17 protein-coding genes and 1 other RNA gene are annotated in these 19878 nt (G+C 33.5%); 3 read left to right on the top strand and 15 right to left on the bottom strand.

Going from position 1 to position 19878, the window contains the following annotated elements; genetic code table 11:
• Both LK443_RS04650 and LK443_RS04645 read right to left on the bottom strand, forming a co-directional pair.
• Window positions 1-297 carry a PTS sugar transporter subunit IIB gene (locus LK443_RS04650; RefSeq protein ID WP_227932397.1) on the bottom strand — a complete coding sequence of 99 codons (297 nt, stop codon included), beginning with the start codon at window positions 295-297 and terminating at the stop codon, window positions 1-3.
• Between the two features lie 14 nt (window positions 298-311).
• Window positions 312-2078, bottom strand: a complete 1767-nt coding sequence (locus LK443_RS04645; protein ID WP_227932396.1) for an L-fucose isomerase — start codon at window positions 2076-2078, stop codon at window positions 312-314.
• 326 nt (window positions 2079-2404) lie between these two features.
• Here LK443_RS04645 and LK443_RS04640 point away from each other — a divergent pair, with 326 nt between their 5' ends.
• Together LK443_RS04640 and LK443_RS04635 are read left to right on the top strand one after the other, a co-directional pair.
• Window positions 2405-3157, top strand: coding sequence for a DeoR/GlpR family DNA-binding transcription regulator (locus LK443_RS04640; protein ID WP_227932395.1), 753 nt, complete (start codon window positions 2405-2407; stop codon window positions 3155-3157).
• 408 nt (window positions 3158-3565) lie between these two features.
• Window positions 3566-4885, top strand: coding sequence for an ISL3 family transposase (locus tag LK443_RS04635; RefSeq protein WP_227932394.1), 1320 nt, complete (start codon window positions 3566-3568; stop codon window positions 4883-4885).
• Between the two features lie 170 nt (window positions 4886-5055).
• Here the strand turns inward: LK443_RS04635 and recR are convergent, their stop codons facing one another.
• The 10 genes from recR to fba form a co-directional block, all read right to left on the bottom strand.
• Window positions 5056-5652 (bottom strand): recombination mediator RecR, encoded by a 597-nt coding sequence (gene recR, locus LK443_RS04630; RefSeq protein WP_006703355.1) that lies wholly within the window; start codon window positions 5650-5652, stop codon window positions 5056-5058.
• A gap of 17 nt (window positions 5653-5669) precedes the next feature.
• Window positions 5670-5987, bottom strand: coding sequence for a YbaB/EbfC family nucleoid-associated protein (locus LK443_RS04625; RefSeq protein WP_006703354.1), 318 nt, complete (start codon window positions 5985-5987; stop codon window positions 5670-5672).
• 12 nt (window positions 5988-5999) lie between these two features.
• Complete coding sequence (gene dnaX / locus LK443_RS04620; protein WP_227932393.1) at window positions 6000-7718, bottom strand: DNA polymerase III subunit gamma/tau; 1719 nt, start codon at window positions 7716-7718, stop codon at window positions 6000-6002.
• Between the two features lie 100 nt (window positions 7719-7818).
• Window positions 7819-9963, bottom strand: a complete 2145-nt coding sequence (locus LK443_RS04615; protein ID WP_227932392.1) for a HelD family protein — start codon at window positions 9961-9963, stop codon at window positions 7819-7821.
• A 73-nt stretch (window positions 9964-10036) separates the two neighbouring features.
• Window positions 10037-10136: signal recognition particle sRNA small type (gene ffs, locus LK443_RS04610), an RNA gene on the bottom strand.
• A 156-nt stretch (window positions 10137-10292) separates the two neighbouring features.
• Window positions 10293-10787, bottom strand: a complete 495-nt coding sequence (gene tadA / locus LK443_RS04605; RefSeq protein ID WP_227932452.1) for a tRNA adenosine(34) deaminase TadA — start codon at window positions 10785-10787, stop codon at window positions 10293-10295.
• Window positions 10788-10806: 19 nt separating this feature from the next.
• Window positions 10807-11904, bottom strand: coding sequence for an AI-2E family transporter (locus LK443_RS04600; protein WP_227932391.1), 1098 nt, complete (start codon window positions 11902-11904; stop codon window positions 10807-10809).
• Window positions 11904-12374 carry a low molecular weight protein-tyrosine-phosphatase gene (locus LK443_RS04595; protein ID WP_227932390.1) on the bottom strand — a complete coding sequence of 157 codons (471 nt, stop codon included), beginning with the start codon at window positions 12372-12374 and terminating at the stop codon, window positions 11904-11906. The genes LK443_RS04600 and LK443_RS04595 overlap by 1 nt, the downstream gene beginning before the upstream one ends.
• 126 nt (window positions 12375-12500) lie before the next feature.
• Window positions 12501-14309 (bottom strand): glutamine--fructose-6-phosphate transaminase (isomerizing), encoded by a 1809-nt coding sequence (glmS, locus tag LK443_RS04590; RefSeq protein ID WP_227932389.1) that lies wholly within the window; start codon window positions 14307-14309, stop codon window positions 12501-12503.
• Between the two features lie 457 nt (window positions 14310-14766).
• Window positions 14767-15624, bottom strand: a complete 858-nt coding sequence (fba, locus tag LK443_RS04585; RefSeq protein ID WP_227932388.1) for a class II fructose-1,6-bisphosphate aldolase — start codon at window positions 15622-15624, stop codon at window positions 14767-14769.
• 246 nt (window positions 15625-15870) lie between these two features.
• Here fba and LK443_RS04580 point away from each other — a divergent pair, with 246 nt between their 5' ends.
• The gene (locus LK443_RS04580) at window positions 15871-17124 is read left to right on the top strand and encodes a CapA family protein (protein WP_227932387.1); all 1254 of its coding nucleotides are present in this window, start codon (window positions 15871-15873) and stop codon (window positions 17122-17124) included.
• 172 nt (window positions 17125-17296) lie between these two features.
• Here the strand turns inward: LK443_RS04580 and dltD are convergent, their stop codons facing one another.
• From dltD to dltB, 3 genes are read right to left on the bottom strand one after another with little or no spacing between them, the layout of a single operon-like run.
• Window positions 17297-18466, bottom strand: coding sequence for a D-alanyl-lipoteichoic acid biosynthesis protein DltD (gene dltD, locus LK443_RS04575; protein ID WP_227932386.1), 1170 nt, complete (start codon window positions 18464-18466; stop codon window positions 17297-17299).
• Window positions 18466-18702 carry a D-alanine--poly(phosphoribitol) ligase subunit DltC gene (dltC, locus tag LK443_RS04570; protein ID WP_227932385.1) on the bottom strand — a complete coding sequence of 79 codons (237 nt, stop codon included), beginning with the start codon at window positions 18700-18702 and terminating at the stop codon, window positions 18466-18468. The genes dltD and dltC overlap by 1 nt, the downstream gene beginning before the upstream one ends.
• Before the next feature lie 15 nt (window positions 18703-18717).
• On the bottom strand, window positions 18718-19878 hold the full coding sequence (gene dltB / locus LK443_RS04565; protein ID WP_227932384.1) for a D-alanyl-lipoteichoic acid biosynthesis protein DltB: 1161 nt from the start codon (window positions 19876-19878) through the stop codon (window positions 18718-18720).

Below are 19878 nucleotides of genomic sequence, written 5' to 3'. Positions count from 1 at the left end.
TTATCCTAATAAATCAATACCTTGTTTAAGAACTTCTTCTCCGCGCATATTTTCAAAATCTTCCTCTGAAATAACTGCAACTGGAATATCAAGATTAGCTTTAGCTTTTTCTTCAAGATAAGCTAATTGAGGTGATAATAGTAGAACATCTACATTTTTTAAATTATCAACACCTGTAATCCCTACAGAGTAGAATGAATAATCTAATTTATCACGATAAATTACTTCATGAATTCTCTCTACTAACATACTTGTTGTTAATCCGCCAACGCAGGCTAAAATAATTGTCTTTGTCATTCTAGTTACCTCTTTTATTTATGAATTGGACCTAATAATTGACAAGCACGGTAATCAGCTGATTCTAAATCTTCTGTTCCAAATAATGACCAATTTTTCGGTCTGAAAATATCTTTTTCATCTATATTGTGCATATTTACTGGAATACGTAGCATAGAAGCTAATGTAATTAAATCTGCTCCAATATGTCCATAAGTGATTGCACCGTGGTTAGCACCCCAGTTGTTCATTACATCATATACAGACTTGAACGCGCCTTTTCCTGTTAAGCGAGGAGCAAACCATGTTGTTGGCCAACCTGGATCTGTACGATTGTCTAATGTATGATGAACATCTTCTGGTAACTCTAATGTGTAACCTTCAGCGATTTGTAATACTGGTCCTACACCTTTTAATAAGTTTAAGCGAACCATTGTTACAGGCATATTTCCTTTTGTTAAGAAGCGAGTTGAGTAACCGCCACCACGGAAGTATTCTCTGTTTGCTGCTGGGAAATCAGTATTTTCAAGCATTGCATCTACTTCATCTTGTGTTAATTCCCAGAATGGTTTCATAACAGCTTCTCCATCACGAGTAGCTTGACCTGTTCCATCTAAAGTACAAGAACCTGAGTTAATTAAGTGTAAGAATCCATTTTCAGCATGGCCTTCTAATTTATGTCCTGTTACACGTTCAACTGCATCTGGACTCCAGTAAGTACGAACGTCTGCAAAAATTTGTGGTGTATTCGTTAATAAGTAGTTAAATAACATTGATACACCATTTAATGCATCATTTTCTGTAGCGAAAATGTAAGGACGACGGATACCATTCCAGTCAAATTGAGTGTTTAAGAATGTTTCCATAAAGTCCCCATTAGGAAAGTGGTCTGTCCATTGGCGTTGGCCTTGGAATCCACCAACTAAAGCATAGTGACCAACAGCTTCTTCTTCGAAACCAAGTTCAGCTAAGCGTGGGTTACCAATCATTAAGTCACGACCAATCATGAACATTTTGATAACAAATTCCCATTGTTTATCTTTTTCTTCACGACTTAATACTAAATCTTCACGGTTACGGTCAAAACCTTCTTTAATATTTTCTTTTACCCAAGCTAGAGCTCGTTCAAATTCTTCATGGTCATAAATACCACGGTCGATACGACGAGTAAATTCTGTCATATCCACTGATTCATTACGCATTCCTAAATATTCTTGGAAGAAATCAGGATTTACGATTGAACCACCAATACCCATTGAAACACTACCCATTGATAAGTAAGCTGTGTCTCTCATTAATCCTGTAGCAAGTGCTGCTCGTGCATAACGTAAAAGTTTTTCTCTTACATCTTCTGGAATTTCTGTTGTAGATGCTTCTTGAACATCTTTACCATAAATACCAAATGCTGGAATTCCTTTTTGAGCATGAGAAGCAAGAACGGCTGCTAAATATACAGCTCCTGGTCTTTCTGTTCCATTGAATCCCCAAATAGCATGTGGAATATCTGGCGACATATCCATTGTTTCACTACCATAACACCAACATGGAGTTACTGTGATTGTTGCACAAACGTTTGACTTTTTGAACAATTCATGTGAAGCTGCAGCTTCTGGTACACGTCCAATTGTTGATGGTGAAATCACACATTCAACAGGTTGTCCGTCTGGATATTTCAATGTTGATTCTAGCAAAGCTGCTACACTTTTGGCCATATTCATTGTTTGTACTTCTAAAGATTCGCGAACCCCTTGACGACGGCCATCGATCGTAGGACGAATCCCGATACGTGGATGTTGTATCATTTTTTCCTTCCTCCTTGTTTTACCTTTTGTCAGTATCATTCAATCCATATTTTGAACTCCTGACTATTTTTTTACTTCCTATCTTTTAAAACTTTTGTTTTAAATGTTTCCCCCTTCTTGTTTTTATTGATACTTGTTGGCGTTAAGATGAAAGTATGATCATCAAATGTCATAATAGTACCATCTGTTTCTTGATTTCATCATACCAATATCAGAAAGCGGATACAACACATGGAAGCGCTATTGGAATTTCTTCAAAATTTGTGCTATAATTTCTTCAAAAGTGTTCAAAATTATTCAAAGTGTATTATACCAGGAGGGGTAATATGGTTTCTTACGAAAGGATGACCAAAATTTTAGATATTTTATCGAAAAGAAAAATGATATCTACGGTACAATTAGAAACTCTAATGTATTGTTCTACTTCGACCTTAAGAAGAGACTTAATTCAATTAGAAAAAGATGGAAAAATTATTCGTACTCATGGAGAAGTAAGACTAGTTACAACAAACAATGTTGAATACACTTACGAGAGTCGTAAGCAAGAAGAAACTTCTGAAAAAAAACTTATCGCTGAAACAGCTTCAACATTTTTAACAGATAATCAATCGATTTTTATTGATAGTTCATCAACAGCTGCGATGCTCGTTCCATATTTAGCAAATTTACAAAATTTACGTGTAATTACAAACGGACTAGAAATCGCACGGCAACTGAATAATTATGACAATATTACTTTATTTTTCTGCGGTGGTCACATTGATTACGGGACAAATTCGGCACTGGGAGATTTTGCCAACCATTTTATCAATAATTTTCATGCAGATATTTGTTTCATGAGTTGTAGAGGACTCGATCGATTTGGCGCCTATGAAGCAAACCATAATCAAGCTCTACTAAAACAGCAAATGATCGCTAATTCAGATTTGACGGTGTTATTAGCAGATTCATCAAAATTTAATACAAGTCACTATTTTAAATTAGCCAATTATAATGTGATTGATTATATTATTACAAACGAAGCACCTGTAGAATCATTCCAAGATACAGTTAATAAACAATGCGAGATTCTTTGGTAACATTTCATAAATAGTTCTAAAACTCTTAGACCTTTTTTGTATTTGATCTTTTCAATGCAAAAAAAGTCTTTTTAGTTACAAAAAAACTTCCCATACTAGCTCATTCATATCCATTCAAGCACAAAGTCCCATCCCTTGCTCCGCATCCCATAAAAATGCACTCTTTCCGTTTCATAAAAGAAAAAATAACACAAATTGACAATGCACGATTGAAAAAGAACCTCCTCGGATTCTATTAACAACAATAGCGAAAAGTAACCGATATGAATTAGAGGGCGCCAGGAATTTAGGTTCTATAATTTATAGGGTTGATGGAGAAAATCCACCAACCCTATTTTAGTGTATACAAAAAGGGCTTCATCCCTTATATTAAAAGCGTCTAAACTATTTAAGAGGAGATGAAACCCTATGACTACTATACAAGAAGTTGTGCTACAAATCAAAGATAAAAATGTAAAATGGGAAGATAATGTAGAAGAAGGGTATTTTAAGAAGAAAAAAAGCTTGTTTTTCTTCGCTACCTATACCTATTGCCCAGACGCTTGCCCTAACTGTAGTTGTGTAAATCGTGATTTTTCTATTGTTAAAAACGGTACTCGTACTTCTAGAATTACGCTTAATCCGGTTTCTGGATTGCCTGCTTTTCTTAAATTAAGAAAACAGCGTTTCTTCTGCCGTGAATGCTCTCATAGTTTTACTGCTGATACAACTAGTATCGTAGACCTTAATGCTTTTATTTCTAAAAATGTAAAAAATGAAATTAAAGTTAAAGCTTGCGAAACAGTTTCTGAATCTCATATTGCTAATGAAATGAATGTTTCCGTTCATACTGTTCGCAGAGTTGTCAATGAAACTGCTGAATCTCTTAGAATTAAGCCTTTAAATGAGTTACCTGAACATATGTGTTGGGATGAATTTAAGTCTGTAGCCTCCGCTGAAGCTAGTATGAGTTTTGCTTATTGTGACGCTATTACTCATCAACTTGTTGATGTTATTCAAGATAGAAAAATGAAGAATTTAGTTCGTTATTTCAACCAGTTTCCTCTACAAACACGTTTAAATGTTAAAACAATTTCGATTGATATGTATGCTCCATACATTAAAGTGATTAAACATTTATTCCCTAAGGCTAAAATTATTATTGATCCATTTCATATTATTCAAGCTTTAAATAGAGAATTAAACAAGACAAGAACAAGAAAAATGAATCAAGTACGCTTTAAAGATAGACGTCTTTATAATAAATTAAAACGTTACTGGAAACTAATCTTAAAAAATCGAGATGACCTTCAATCCTATCACTACAGCTATTACAGATTATTCGATTGGTTAACGCATTCTCAAGGAATTGTAGATTATTTATTACAAGAAGTACCTTCACTTAAACCAGAATATGAAACAGTACATCAATTAAGAGAAGTTTTTAAAGAGCGAAATTTCAATGATTTCAAAGAAGAATTGATGAGTGTACAACCAAAACTTCTGTCTGATGGATTAAATCGTGTTCTCCAAACATTTAAGAAATTTTTACCGTATTTACAAAATTCTTGTGAGTATCCAACACTTTCAAATGGACCTATTGAAGGGATTAACAACAAGATAAAAGTACTTAAAAGAAATGCATATGGCTACAGCAGTTTTACTCATTTTAGAAATAGAATTCTACTAATGTCTAAACTATTTACTCCAACAACTAAAAAAGGAATTAAGCAACCTGACGCTGCTTAATTCCTTCACTAAAATTGTTTCATCAACCCTATTTGACAAAGAGCCGGAATTTATTCCCAGCGCCCTCTTTGAAGCTCGGTACAGCTATTGTTGTTACTATGAAGATGTCCGAGGAAATGCGAGTTTCCATCCTCACTTATCTTAGCAACATTATTCTGTTTAATTTTTCATTACAGCTCTCTTCGTCCTTCAATTGCTTTGAATAAGGTCATTTCATCTGCATATTCAATATCACTACCAACAGCTAGTCCATGCGCTAAACGCGTCACTTTAATACCAGCTGGTTTAATTAAACGAGATAAATACATCGCAGTTGCTTCACCTTCTGCAGTTGCATTAGTGGCAATAATCACTTCTTCTACAGTAGGATCTTGAAGGCGCTGAATTAGAGAGGCAACATTTATATCATCAGGCCCCGTCCCTTCCATTGGGGAAAGAACACCATGAAGAACATGGTACAACCCTTTATATTCCTTCATTCTCTCTAAACTCATCACATCTCGACTATCTTCAACGACTAATATTTTCGTTCTATCTCTAGAAGCATCTTGGCAAATCTCACAAGGATCTTCTTGCGTAATATTTCCACAAACAGAACACATCGTTAAATCTCGTTTACAACTAATAAGTGCATTGGCAAAATTCATCACTTCTTCTTCCGGCATTTCCATGCTGAAAAAAGCAAGACGAGCTGCTGTTTTTGCACCGATTCCAGGCAGTTTCATATAACTATCCATTAATCGAGCAATTGGTTCTGGATATTGCATCCTCTCACCTCAACTCATTAAAATCCAGGGATATTTAATCCTCTAGTAAATTGTCCCATTGTTTGTTCATTTGCTTTTTCAGCTTGTTCTAACGCACGATTTGTTGCCATTAATACTAAATCTTGTAATAATTCAACATCATCTCCATCCACAGCTTCTGGTTTAATTGATACAGAAAGTACTTGACGTTTTCCATTCACTGTTACTTGTACTAAGTCACTTTGAGAGCTTCCTACATATTCTGTTTGGTTTAACTCCTCTTGAGCTTGTGCCATTTGTTTTTGTAATTTTTGCATTTGTTTCATCATGCCTTGCATATTTCCCATTCCACGCATGTTGATTCCTCCTTAATTGTTTTCTGTTTCTTCTGATATATGAACAATTTCTTCTCCAAACAAATCAATTGTATTTTGAACTAATTGTTCCACTTCATTTTTTTCTTCTTCATCAGTCGGTTGCTCTTCCATTTCTGTTGCATGAGTCACACCTTCTGCTTCTTGCTTTTCTTTCTTATCTCTTAAATAATCTTGTCGTATTTGTACCCATTGTTCTCCTGTTGCGCTGACAAAATTTCCTGGGTATTGCGCTAACGTTTGACAATGACGAGCAATATCTTCATGAAGTTCTACACTTTCCTGTGCTCTTTGACACAAAATTTCATAATCAAATTTTAAGACAAAGCCATTTGGACTGGCCGCTACAGGTTCGCTTGCTTTCAATAGTGCTCTTTGAGTGATCGAAAGCATTTGTAATAAATCTCCCCACAATTCTCGAATAAAAATTAAATCTTTACGAGTTGCAGCATCTAGTACTTTGTAAACTTCACCAATATTTGGCTTATACGTACTTGCTTTTGCTTGTGGGGTTGATGCTTTTTTAGGAGCTACTATTCCTTGTCCTTGTAATAATTGAGACATCTGTTGCTGTAAACTTTGCAACCGTTGTTCCAATTGTGAGACATATTCCTGATTTGCTGGGGCTGCTTGCTGAACTACTGCTACTACTGGTTGAGCCATTTTAATCGTAAAGACTTCTAAACTAATGGTTGGTTTTGTTGTAAATCGCATTTCTTGTTGCGTTTGATTTAAAGCATCCATAAAGCGATATAAAAAGGCTTCTTCGACCTCTTTTGCAAACTCCACAAAATCTTCACTTCTACCAATCATATCTCCGGTTTGTTTAGCTACTAATAAATCTCTAGAAAATTCTAACCATTCTTCAATTAAACGAGATGCTTCTTTTCCTAGCAATAATAAGTCTTGCAATTGTAATAAAGCTGCTTGCGCTTGTTGCTGAGTCAATAGGCGAACAAATTCAATCATTAATTCATCTGTTAAACTTCCAGAAACTTGAATGGCTTGTTCAAAACTCACTTTATCATCACTAAATGAAATGACTTGATCTAATAAACTCAACGCATCACGCATTCCACCATTAGCACAACGAGCAATGACACTTAGCGCCTCTTCTTCATAAGCAATCTCTTCTTGTTCTAAAATATAACGAAGTCGTTGAATAATTTCATCATTCGTAATTCTTCTAAAATCAAATCGCTGTGTTCTTGAAATAATTGTTGCCGGAATTTTATGCGGTTCAGTCGTTGCTAAAATGAAAATAACATTTTTGGGCGGTTCTTCCAATGTTTTTAATAAAGCATTGAACGCTCCCGTTGATAACATATGTACTTCATCGATAATATAAACTTTATACGTTGCTTGAGTTGGAGCATATCGAGCTTTATCTCGAATATCACGAATTTCTTCTACCCCATTATTACTCGCCGCATCGATTTCAATAACGTCCCCAATCGTTCCTTCTGTAATACCTTTACATAATAAACAGTCATTACAAGGTTCTCCATCTTTAGGATTTAAACAGTTAATTGCTTTAGCAAAAATTTTCGCAGCACTAGTCTTCCCAGTTCCTCTTGGTCCTGTAAATAAATATGCATGGCTTGTTTTATGATGGACAATCGCATTTTTCAATGTTTTCGTAACTGCAGTTTGCCCCACCATATCTTCAAATTTTTGTGGTCTCCATTTTCGGTATAACGCTTGATAAGCCATCGGTCTTCTCCTTTTGACTTTATACTAAGAAAACACAACACTACAATCGTAGGTTATGTTTTCTATCCTTTACTATTTTACATTTTTTTATCAGATTTGACTACCGAAATGTTCCAAAAACAGACATTGGCGCTTTAGAATTTGCAATAAAACTTGTCACATCTGGAGTTGTTAAAATATTCAAGCGATGTTTTGCACGAGTACAAGTTGTATAGAACATAAAGCGTTCTTTCATCGTTGCATAGCGATCTTTTGTAGCTTGCCAAATAAACACTTGGTCAAACTCGAGTCCTTTAGCAACTTCAATAGTTGTCACTACTAATCGACTACCTAAAGATTCACTTGTATCTTCTAATAATTCAGCATCAAACTCGACTAACTCTTTTTGTAAAGCTTTTGCTTCATCCATCGTACGGCAGAAAATAGCATTTGTATGATAACGTTCAGGTGTATCTTCCACTAATTTCTTCAATCGTGCAATTGAAGGTTCTTCATCGACAAATACCCCTACTTCTTCACCTGTTCGTGGGAAGACATTTTTATCTAATTCCCATCCTAAAATACCGTTGGCGAAACGAGTAATTTGTGCCGTACAACGGTAGCTAATTTCTAATGAACGATGTTCTAATACACGTTCTTTGAAAAAGGCTGCTACTAATTCTGGATGACGTTCTTCTAAAGAGAAAATCGTTGTAGCTGTTGAGAATGATTGGAATGTATCCCCTACTACTGTAAATTTCGCACGGAAATAATAATTGGATAATGCTGCCATGAATAATAATGACACATCTTGAACTTCATCAATAAACAAGTGAGTATATCCTTGATAATCACGAATTGGCGCAATCATTGTAGCAACATATAGTAACACTCTTACACCTTCTGCTGTTACTTGAAGACGTCCTTCACCTGTATCTTTTAAAGGTAACTGAGCATTATCTACTTTTCCTAATTCTTCTCTACGTTGTTTAGCTAGCGGAATCCAATCTTGTAAATGTTTAGCAAAATTGACAAAAGCAAACATTTCTACTTGTTGTTCAACATCCTGTGATTGTTTTTCAAATACTCGTTGTCCTAGCATTTGATAATATTCTGTTTCACTATTAAATTCTTGATTTTTCATCAATACTTCAATTTGCATAGGAGACATTTCTTCATATACATTTTTAGCTACTTCAGAAACATAAAAACGATTTAATCGACGTTTTAAGTTCTTTTCTAACACTTCCTGAATTTGTACCAATTGTTGATATAATGTTAATTTTGGATTCACTTGTTCGATGATTTTTTGATAATCTTTTTCACCAAAAATTCTAAATCCTTTCATTGAAATTGGACGGAAATGTAAATTCGCTACTGATAAAGCAAGCAATTGTTCGGTAATAAGTGCTGCCCACTCGCTATCTGTTAAATACGCTCTTCTCGTTTTAGTCGGTACTAACATGCTTGTTTTATTTAAGAAAAACTTCTTAAATAATTCTACTGTATGTTGCGCTAATGTTTGTTGATATAATTCACTTCCAGTTAAACTTGGAATAACGTGTGAAATATATTTGGCAAATAATTGGTTACGTGATAACAACAACATATCATTATGCGTTTGATCTTTTGATTGATACATTAAATACGCAATTCGTTGTAATAAAATCGTTGTTTTACCACTACCTGCACAACCATTAACGATTAACCAATCTTTCTGTTTATGGCGAATAATTTCATTTTGTTCCTTTTGAATCGTTGCGGTAATTCCTTCTAAATGTCCATCACGATTCGTAGGTGCACTTAATGTTTCCATTAATAATGATTCTTCATTTTCTACATCATAAACCGATTGAATTTTCCCTTTTTTAATGACAATATCACGTTTTAAAAAGGCTTGTCCATGTTGAATTCCTGAAGGAGTTTGATACGTTAAATCTCCTAAAGTTCCTTCATAAAATAAACTCGCAATTGGCGCTCGCCAATCATAAACTTGCACTTGTTTTTCTTCATCAAAAAATGTAGATGAACCAATATACATTTTTTCCACTTCTGGTTCACCTTCAAATTGCACATCAATTCTTCCAAAATATGGAGATTCTTTTTGTTCTTCTAATTGATGAATTGAAAAATCAATGAAATCTTGACGTTGTTGATCTAAATGTTCATCTTTTAATCTTTGTTTTTCAGATTGTATTTTTGCATCAAATTTCGATTGAACTTCTACTAAGTGCTTTTCTTCTTCTTTGAACCCTTTATTTTTCACTAGAGAGCTCCTCCATCTATCCTAAAATACTTACTTATAAAAACAGGCTGGAACGCTAGCCCCAGCCTGTAATTTCTTCTATGTACATACAGCACATAACGAACGATACTTATAGCTGCTTCCTTCCGGACCTGACTCGATTCATATGTTCGCTATTGCCATATGGCCTAACGGCATATACTATTATACTCTACTTTCCTAAAAATTGCAACAGTGCAAAGAAAATAGTTTTCACACGTAAAGTTTCAAAGTAACTTCTGGTTAAGTATCAAAACTAGAAGTTACTCTGAGACTACATTTTATGGTAGAACTTAGATTGAGAATTTAGCTCATTCACCGTTCTCTAATCTCTTTTGTTCTTTTCGTCTTTTATTTCGTTCTCTTAATCCCTTAAAGAAGTCTTTTAAAATTTGTTGACACTCTTCTTCTAACACGCCATGTTCGACTTCTACTTGATGATTAAATCGTTCATCTTGTAATAAATTCATAAATGTTCCTGCAGTCCCTGCCTTTGGATCAAACGATCCAAAAGTTACTTTTTTCAAACGTGACAAAATCATAGCTCCACTACACATGGGGCATGGTTCTAATGTCACAAACAATTCGCAATCTTCTAATCGCCAACTCCCTAAAACTTGATTTGCTTGCCGAATCGCTTTAATTTCCGCATGTAACGTTGCATCTTGTTCTTTTTCTCGTAAATTATGTCCACGTCCAATAATTTCGCCATTTAAAACTACAACTGCTCCAATAGGAACTTCTTCCTTATCATACGCTTTTTGTGCTTCTTTTAAAGCTTCCGTCATGAACATTTCTTTTTCCATTTGTTCGATGATTCTCACCTCATTTATCTTCCAACTTCAACGCTTTTTCTCGCTTGATAACTAATTCTTTTACAAGATGATATACCACTGCACAAAGAGGAATAAAGAAAATCAAACCCAAAATTCCGAATAAATTTCCACCAATCAAAGCTGCTGCTAATGTTAACACAGTCGGTAACCCTATAGAATTCCCTACCACGCGAGGATAAATGAAATTCCCTTCAATCAATTGTAACCCATAAAAGACACCAATCGAAATTAACGCTTGAATCGGGCTTACTGTAAAAATGAAAACGGCTCCTAACATACAAGCCGAAAATGGTCCGATATATGGAATAAACGACAACACTCCTGCTAATACACCAGTAATGGCTGCATAAGGCAATTGAAATACACTATACGTCACAAACACTAATGAGCCAATAATCATCGCTTCAATTAATTGTCCCATTAAAAATTTATCATAAGTATCTAATATGACTTTACCGATATACTGAAGTAATTCATATCGATTTTTTGGAAGAAACACCTTTAATAATCGATTCATTAAATATTGTAATTGTTCTTTACTTCCTAAAATATTTAACATTAAAAATACTGCCATTAAAATCGTAAATACGTTAGAAAAAATTCCAGTAATGTTAGAAGTAAAACCACCTAGTAACGATACAACGCTAGAAACAATATTACTTTGATTAATAAATCCTGTAATTCGTTCTACATCCGTTGCTTGTAACCACCCTGAATGTTGAATCCAATTCACACAAAAATCCATTAAGTAATTAAAACTTCCTCCTAATTGAACAACAGTTTTCGCTAAAGTTGGAACAATAATCCAAGAAATAGCCACTACAATTGCAACAAAAATCAATAGAACCCCTAAAATTGCAATTCCTCTACGAAACGAAGTCGGAACCTTAATTTTTTCTAATTGCTTCTCCATATGTTTCATAGGAACATTAAAAATGAAAGCTAGTAGTAGTCCTAAAACAATAGGAGACATCATTCCTAAAAGATTTGTAATTCCTGTATATAAATAACTAATATTTAATACGAAAAATAAACTCGTCGCTGCAACTGCAATTAATACTAATTGTTGTTTAAAATTTTTCTCCATTACTTGTCTCCATTTTTCTGTAATTTCTCTTGAATTTCTTCTATTAAAGCTTCACATCCCAAACAAACATCTTGATACGTTTGCTCAAAATCTCCTGTATACCATGGATCTGCAATATCTCTCTTACTTCCTGCAAAACTTAATAAAGACGCAATTTTTGCATTAGTCTTTCCTTGCATCATTCGCCTTATATTCATCATATTTTCTGAATCCATTCCAATGATGTAATCCGCATCGGAATCTACTAAAGATAATTGTCTCGAATACATTCCATCTGTCGAAATTCCTACTTTTGCTAATTGTTTTCTAGTACCAGAGTGAACAGGATTTCCTTGTTCCCAAGAACTTGTTGCTGCAGAATCGATAATGACTTGTTGTTCTAACCCTCTATCTTTTACCATTTGTCTAAACACAGCTTCTGCCATCGGTGAACGGCAAATATTTCCTAAACATACAAATATAACTTTCATCTACAACTCTCCTTTTCTCTTTCTGCCAGTATATCATATTTTAGAAAAATCGTCCTTTTCAAACCCATAACAAAAAACACACGAAAGACTGTTTTGTTGTCTTTCGTGTGCTACGGATTTATATCATTATTCCACTGTTACAGATTTTGCTAAGTTTCTTGGTTTATCAACATCTAATCCTTTACCAAGAGATGTGTAATAAGCAATCAATTGTGTTACAACAACACTTAAAAGTGGTGCTAATTCCATTTGTACTTTTGGTAATACGATATCGTCTCCTTCACGTTCGCTTCCTTCCATGGCAATTACCATTGTTTTAGCTCCACGTGCTTTCACTTCTTCGATATTTCCTCTTGTATGACTTGCAACTACTGGTTCGCTTAATAAAGCAATAACAGGTGTTCCTTCTTCGATTAAGGCAATTGTACCATGTTTTAATTCTCCAGCAGCGAAACTTTCCGTTTGTACATAAGAAATTTCTTTTAATTTCAATGCTGCTTCCATTGCCACATAATAATCTAAATGACGTCCAATATAAAAGGCGTTCGCTGTCTCTAATAAGTTTTGATCCACTAATTCTTTTATAACAACTTTTTCATCTAATACACCTTCAATTGCAGAAGCAATAACGGCTAATTCATGACTCATATCAAATGTTTGAGGACGTCCTTTTGTGCGACGTAGTACTTCTGCTAAGACAGCCATTACTGTAATTTGTGCTGTATAAGCTTTTGTTGAAGCTACGGCAATTTCTGGACCTGCATGAAGTAATAATGTATGCGTTGCTTCACGCGATAACGTTGAACCTTTAACATTTGTAATCGTTAATGAAGGATATCCTTTTTCATTTACTTTTACTAATGCTTGACGGCTATCTGCTGTTTCTCCACTTTGTGTTAAGAAAATGAAGAATGGTTTTTCTGATAAAATTGGTTGATGATATGCAAATTCACTTGCTAAAAATACTTCAACAGGAATTCCTGCTAATTGTTCTAATAAATATTTTCCAATCCAACCAGCATGGTAACTTGTCCCACAAGCTACAACATAAACGCGATCGCTTTGTCCGATTTCTTCTAATAATTCGCTAGGAACTTCTAATTCACCAGCTTCATTCGTATATTCTTTAATAATACGACGTAATACGGCAGGTTGTTCATCCATTTCTTTTAACATGTAATGAGGATAAGCACCTTTTTCAATATCATCCGCATCTAATTCTGCTTTAAATGGTACACGTTCTACTGCTTGACCATCAATGGTTTCAATTTCCACTTGATCTTTTGTAATGGTAATTAATTCTTCATCTTTAATTTCTAAATAAGTATCCGTTTGAGAAATAGTTGCCATTGCATCTGAACAAATAACATTGAATCCATTTCCTACTCCTACTAATAATGGACTTTTATGTTTTGCGGCATATAATACTCCTGGAGCTTGTTCATCTAATAAACCGAATGCAAATGATCCACGAATTTCTTTTAACGCACGACGGAAAGCTTCTTTACCAGATAAGCCTTCTTTTTCTGCAAAATATTCTACTAAATTCACTGCTACTTCTGTATCCGTTTGAGATTGGAAGTTTACATGTGATAAATAAGTTTCTTTTAATTCAGCGAAATTTTCAATTACTCCATTATGAACTAATGTGAAACGTCCATTTTGAGAACGATGTGGGTGAGCATTATTTTCTGTTGCAGGTCCATGAGTCGCCCAACGTGTATGCCCAATCCCTGCAAAAGCTGGAATTTCTTCATCAACTGCTTCACGTAAGTTTACAATACGTCCTACTTTTTTTACTAATTGTGTTGTACCATCAGCATCTGCGATAAATAATCCTGCTGAATCATATCCACGATATTCTAATTTTTCTAATCCATCTAAAATGACCGTTTGAATACGGTTATCTCCAATACATCCTACAATTCCACACATATAACATATTCTCCTTTACTGAAGGGTTTCCTTCAAACAAATTTTTCAATGTTTCTGGTGCATGCAAAAATTTTGTATCCCCGCAGAGATTTTTGTATATTGCTGTAGACTGCACTGCCTTGAGTCACCCGCCGAATCTTTCGATAAACTCAATCCTCGTCACTTATCCTCTATCGTGATAAGCCTGGCGCTATCCATATTTGCTACCTTTCTTAGCTATTTATTTTCAGAAACATGATTTATCATACACGATTTTGTGCTTATTTGTCAAAAAAGAATCATTCTTCTCCACGTCTCTTTCTTCTTTCTCGTATTTTTGAAATTTTAACTTATAAACTCTTACATCATCTTTATTCTCCCTCTTTTACACTATTTCATCCACATTACAATCTCACTATCAAAAAGAAGATAAAAAAGAGGCGAGATTTCTCTCACCTCTGTTGCGTATTTTTACTGATTAAGCTTTACCAGTTGAACCAAAGATATCCATTGTTTCTTTAGTAATTTTAACGATTGCGTCAAAACCTGGTTTGATTACTTTACGTGGGTCATAAACTTCAGCATCTGCATTTAATTTAGCACGAACTGCTGCAGTCCATTGTTGTTGTAATTCAGTGTTAACATTGATTTTAGCATGTCCACGTTCGATTGCTTTTTTGATTTGATATTCTGGAATACCTGATCCACCGTGTAATACTAATGGAGCACCAGTAGCTTCAGAAATAGCTAACATTTCGTCAAATCCTAATACAGGTTCACCTGCATAAGTTCCGTGAACTGAACCTAATGCTGCTGCTAATGCATCAATATTCGCTTCTTTTACCATACGTTCACATTCGTGTAAGTCAGCATATTTAATTCCTCCTGTAACGCCATCTTCAGTACCACCTACAGTACCTACTTCAGCTTCTACAGAAACGCCTTTAGGATGTGCATATGCAACAACTTCTTTAGTTAATGCAATGTTTTCATCAATTGGATAATGAGAGTGGTCAAACATTACTGAGCTGAAACCAGCATCAATATATTTTTTACATACATCTACAGATGAACCATGGTCTAAGTGTAATGCAACTGGAACTGTAATATCCATAGTTTCTAATAATGCATTTACCATAGCTACAACTACTGATGGGCCACCCATATATTTACCAGCACCTTCAGATACTCCTAAGATGATTGGTGATTTTGCTTCTTGAGCAGCAGTTAGAACAGCTTGTGTCCATTCTAAGTTATTGATGTTGAATTGACCTACGGCATATTTACCTTCTTTAGCTTTGTTCAACATTTCTGTCATACTTACTAAACGACTCATTTAAAATTTCCTCCTTATACTAGTTCCCTAGTATTTATTTTTACGTCATTATTATACCCCAAATTTTATAGGATAGCTAGACATTTTGAATATTATTATGAAATTATTTCACGTACTATTTTCTTTTCATGCTATTTCATTCATTACAAATTCGGGATTTGCTGACTTTTTATTGAAAATATTTATAGAAATTTTTTTGTTTTGCTTTATAATAGTGATAGTATAAACAATTTGGGAGGGTTTGATATGAATCAACGTCAAAACAGTTCACATCATAAACGTGCTGTTAGAGAAGCTCGTCTAGCAAAATTATTATTTGCATTTATCGCAATAGCCTCACTTGCTATTGTCATTTTCATTTTAAATATTCCATCAATTATTAATAATGAAAATAAACTATTAACTAAAAACGGATCTACAACCCAGCAAAATTCTTCAATAACTTCAGAAGATAAAGAAGTCCATACTGCAAGAATTACTGCAAGTGGTGATATGCTGTATCATGATATTGTTTATGGTAGTGCTTTTGATGGACAAAACTATGATTTTAAAAATGATTATGAACAAATTACTCCACTTGTTTCTTCAGCTGATTTAGCTCTTGGGGACTTTGAAGGAACGATTAATCCAGATAGACCTTTGGCTGGTTATCCAATTTTCAACGCTCCAGAAGAAGTTGTTCAAAGTATTAAAGATGCTGGATATGATGTTTTAGACTTAGCTCATAATCATATTTTAGATACAGGAATTAGTGGATTAAAATATACAGCTACAGCTTTTAGAAATGCCGGTTTAGATATTTTCGGTGTTAAAGTAAATCCTGATGAAGGAATTTTAGTGAAAGAAGTAAATGGCATTAAAGTCGCTATTTTAGGTTTCTCATATGGATTTAACGGAATTGAAGCTAGTATTTCTCAAGAAGATTACGATAATCATTTATATGATTTAAATATGGATAAAGTAAAAGCACAAATTGAAAAAGCGGAAGAAATCGCTGATTTTACAATTGTAATGCCGCAAATGGGAGTAGAATATAAATTATCTCCAACGGATGCTCAAGTAGAAACTTATCATAAAATGATTGAATGGGGCGCAGATGTTATCTTCGGAGGTCACCCTCACGTTGCCGAACCGACTGAAACTATTGAAAAAGATGGGCAAAAGAAATTCATTATTTATTCAATGGGAAATTTATTATCCAACCAACGTGTGGAAACATTAGACAATATTTGGACGGAACGTGGCGTTATTATGGATATTACGATTCAAAAAGAAGGAAAAGTAACTACCTTAACAAGTGTTCAAGCACATCCAACTTGGGTATCACGCACACCAATCAATCGTACATTCCAAGGTTACCCTGCATATGATTATCAAGTATTTTTAGCTGAAGATTATATTCCAGGTGGAAAATATGCGCATCAGGTAGATGAAACAACCCGTCAACGAATTGAAAAAGCTTATTATGAAATGCTAGAGTTGTTGAATATTCAATTCTAAAACAGAAATTCCACACAACTGTTAAAAGTCGTGTGGAATTTTTATTTTTTATTAAAAAGCACTGTAGACAAATTCTGCTACATTTGAAAAATCTGCATGAATGAGGTATAAGCCTAATATTAGAAATAAAACATAAAACGCCATTGTCCATACAAATAATTCATGTTTTTCACTAATCTTTTTGATAGAATTTATACATTTCTTCAGCAACTTCAGGCCATCCTTTCCATCCAGGGTGAACCGTATCATACATATAATAAGGTTCATATTCCTTTTGAGTTAAATCCATGAGTTTATACCCAAACGAATTTGTGATTTCTGTTAACTTTTTAGAGTAAATAGCCCGTTGTTCCGAACCAATACCAATATAATCATACCAACGGCCATTAATTGGAAAATTAACTACTTCTACTTCTAGCCCCAATTCTTTAGCCATTTGTAAAACCAATGCATAGTCATCATATTCTGTTGATTGATCATATTTATAATTAGAATATTTATTTTTTAGTTTTTCTTTACGGTCTTTTATTTCAGCATTATACTGTCGATTTTCAAGATAAAATTCATTATTATCGGTTGCTTTTTTTGCTTCCTCTAAATACTTATTTTGAATTTCATTCCAATTATACTGAGGAGTTTTCTCTCCACTAGAAGGAATTGGTTTAACATTCCCTGTAAAGTAAAAAGCAATTTTATTGTTCAGTGTAAATTTCTTCACATCAAACCAATTTAATAAATCATCTAAAACTGTTCCTTTATTATCCAATAAACGACGTTTATATCTCTCGAAATTTTGATGTACAAATTTATTATCTTTAGATAATTCTAAAACACGATTTATAAATTTCTCTTTTGTTTCATAACTAAGTTTAGGATTTTTTAAAGTATAGTATACATGCTCATTTGATACACGATTTAAAAATGCTTTTGGATTCATTCCATATTGATCAAACCAAATAAATGATTCACTTAAAATAAATTTTTGCTTAGGAATACTATCTGATAATGACCCTAACATAGAAGCTTGAATAATATTTTGGAAGTTCCCCCCACCTACAGCCATAATATGAAAATCATCATAATTAAAAAGTTGTTTAATATGAAAAGGATAATTACTTGGTGTACTCAATTCAGATGAACCAAACACTACTAAAGTTTTATCATCTATATTATCTTTAATAATATCTCTACTTTTATACTTTGTATATTCAAAATTATATCGAACACTATTATCACTCACATGATAATAATCAGATAATTTTTGTTCAATTATATGAACATATAATCCAAGAGTGAGTATTGCAAGTACTAAGGCTATTCCTAACGCCTTTATCTTCTTCATTATTGATTCACCCTTGTTTCAATATAGTGAATAATTTTATTAGGTGTATCAATTTCCTCATAAGTTACTTCTGTTGGAGCAACTTCAATACCAAACTCTTCCATTCGAACTAATAATTCAACAAAGGCTAATGAATCCATCAATCCTTCTTCTTTTAAATTAATGTCACGTTCTTCATAAATAACATCATCTTCACAAATTTCTTCAATAATTGACAATACTTTTTCTTCTAACATACTAATCTCTCCTTATTATTTCGATAACAATTTTATAATAAATTCATATGGTTTCTCAGAGAAAATGAGTAAACCAATCATGACTAAATGCATTGTCACAAACCAACTTACTACTTTATAAGCTGTTTTCTGTTTATATTTTTTATAAAATTTAGATTTCTTTTGATACCATTCAAATGCTGCCATTAAAACTCCATGGTAAAATCCATACACAACATAGCTCCATGAAAGACCATGCCAGAATCCCATGAATATCATATTCAGCATATAGGCTACCATTGCAGTTGTTAAACGAGTTTTAAACCATTTATAACGCATTGACTTCATTACAATTCTTGAGAAAATAAAATCTCTTAACCAAGTTGATAATGAAATATGCCAACGATTCCAGAAATCTTTAATATCCACACTTAAAAACGGTTTATTAAAGTTCATTGGAGTTTGAATTCCCATAATATTACTTACACCAACTGCCATTAAACTATATCCAGCAAAATCGAAGAATAAGTAAAATGTATACAAATACATATAAGAAACAGTTGTAAATAACAACCCTTTATGTGGAATATGATTCATTGCTAAATACAATAACCCAGATAAAACTACTTTATAAACTAGTCCTAATAATAATCTAAATAATCCAGTTCCTAATAATTCAATATATTCTGCTCTTGGAATTGTTTGATGAATATCTTCCACAAATCTTCTACTTCTATCAATTGGTCCTGAACTAAAAGTTGGGAAGAATAATAAAAATTGAAGATAATCAAAAATATTAATCGGATCCTTAATCACTCCGTCATAAGTTTCAAAAATAATTTGAAGAACTTTGAACGTCATATAAGAAATACCTAAAAATCCAAAAATAGATACTTTCCAAATAACGACTGTTTTTGCTGCAATTAACAATAAACTCGCAAACAATAAAATTGGATATTTCGTAGATTTTTTCTCTCTAAAATAAAAACCTAATCGAACGAATAGATAGGTCTCCACAATAAAGACGACTAAGTTTATAAAATGATTTGGCTGTTCTTTAAATACTGCAATCGCAATTCCAATAGAAATTACTAACGTAATCCAATAAACCGATTTTTCAAATAATCGTAATAGAATTACTGGAATCAATGCAAAAAATAATGTTCCAAAGAAATCTAAGCCTTCAAAACACTCCAT

The sequence above is a fragment of the Granulicatella elegans genome (assembly GCF_020735385.1).
Lineage (GTDB): Bacteria > Bacillota > Bacilli > Lactobacillales > Aerococcaceae > Granulicatella > Granulicatella elegans_B.
This window is presented reverse-complemented; position numbering and strand designations above follow the sequence as displayed.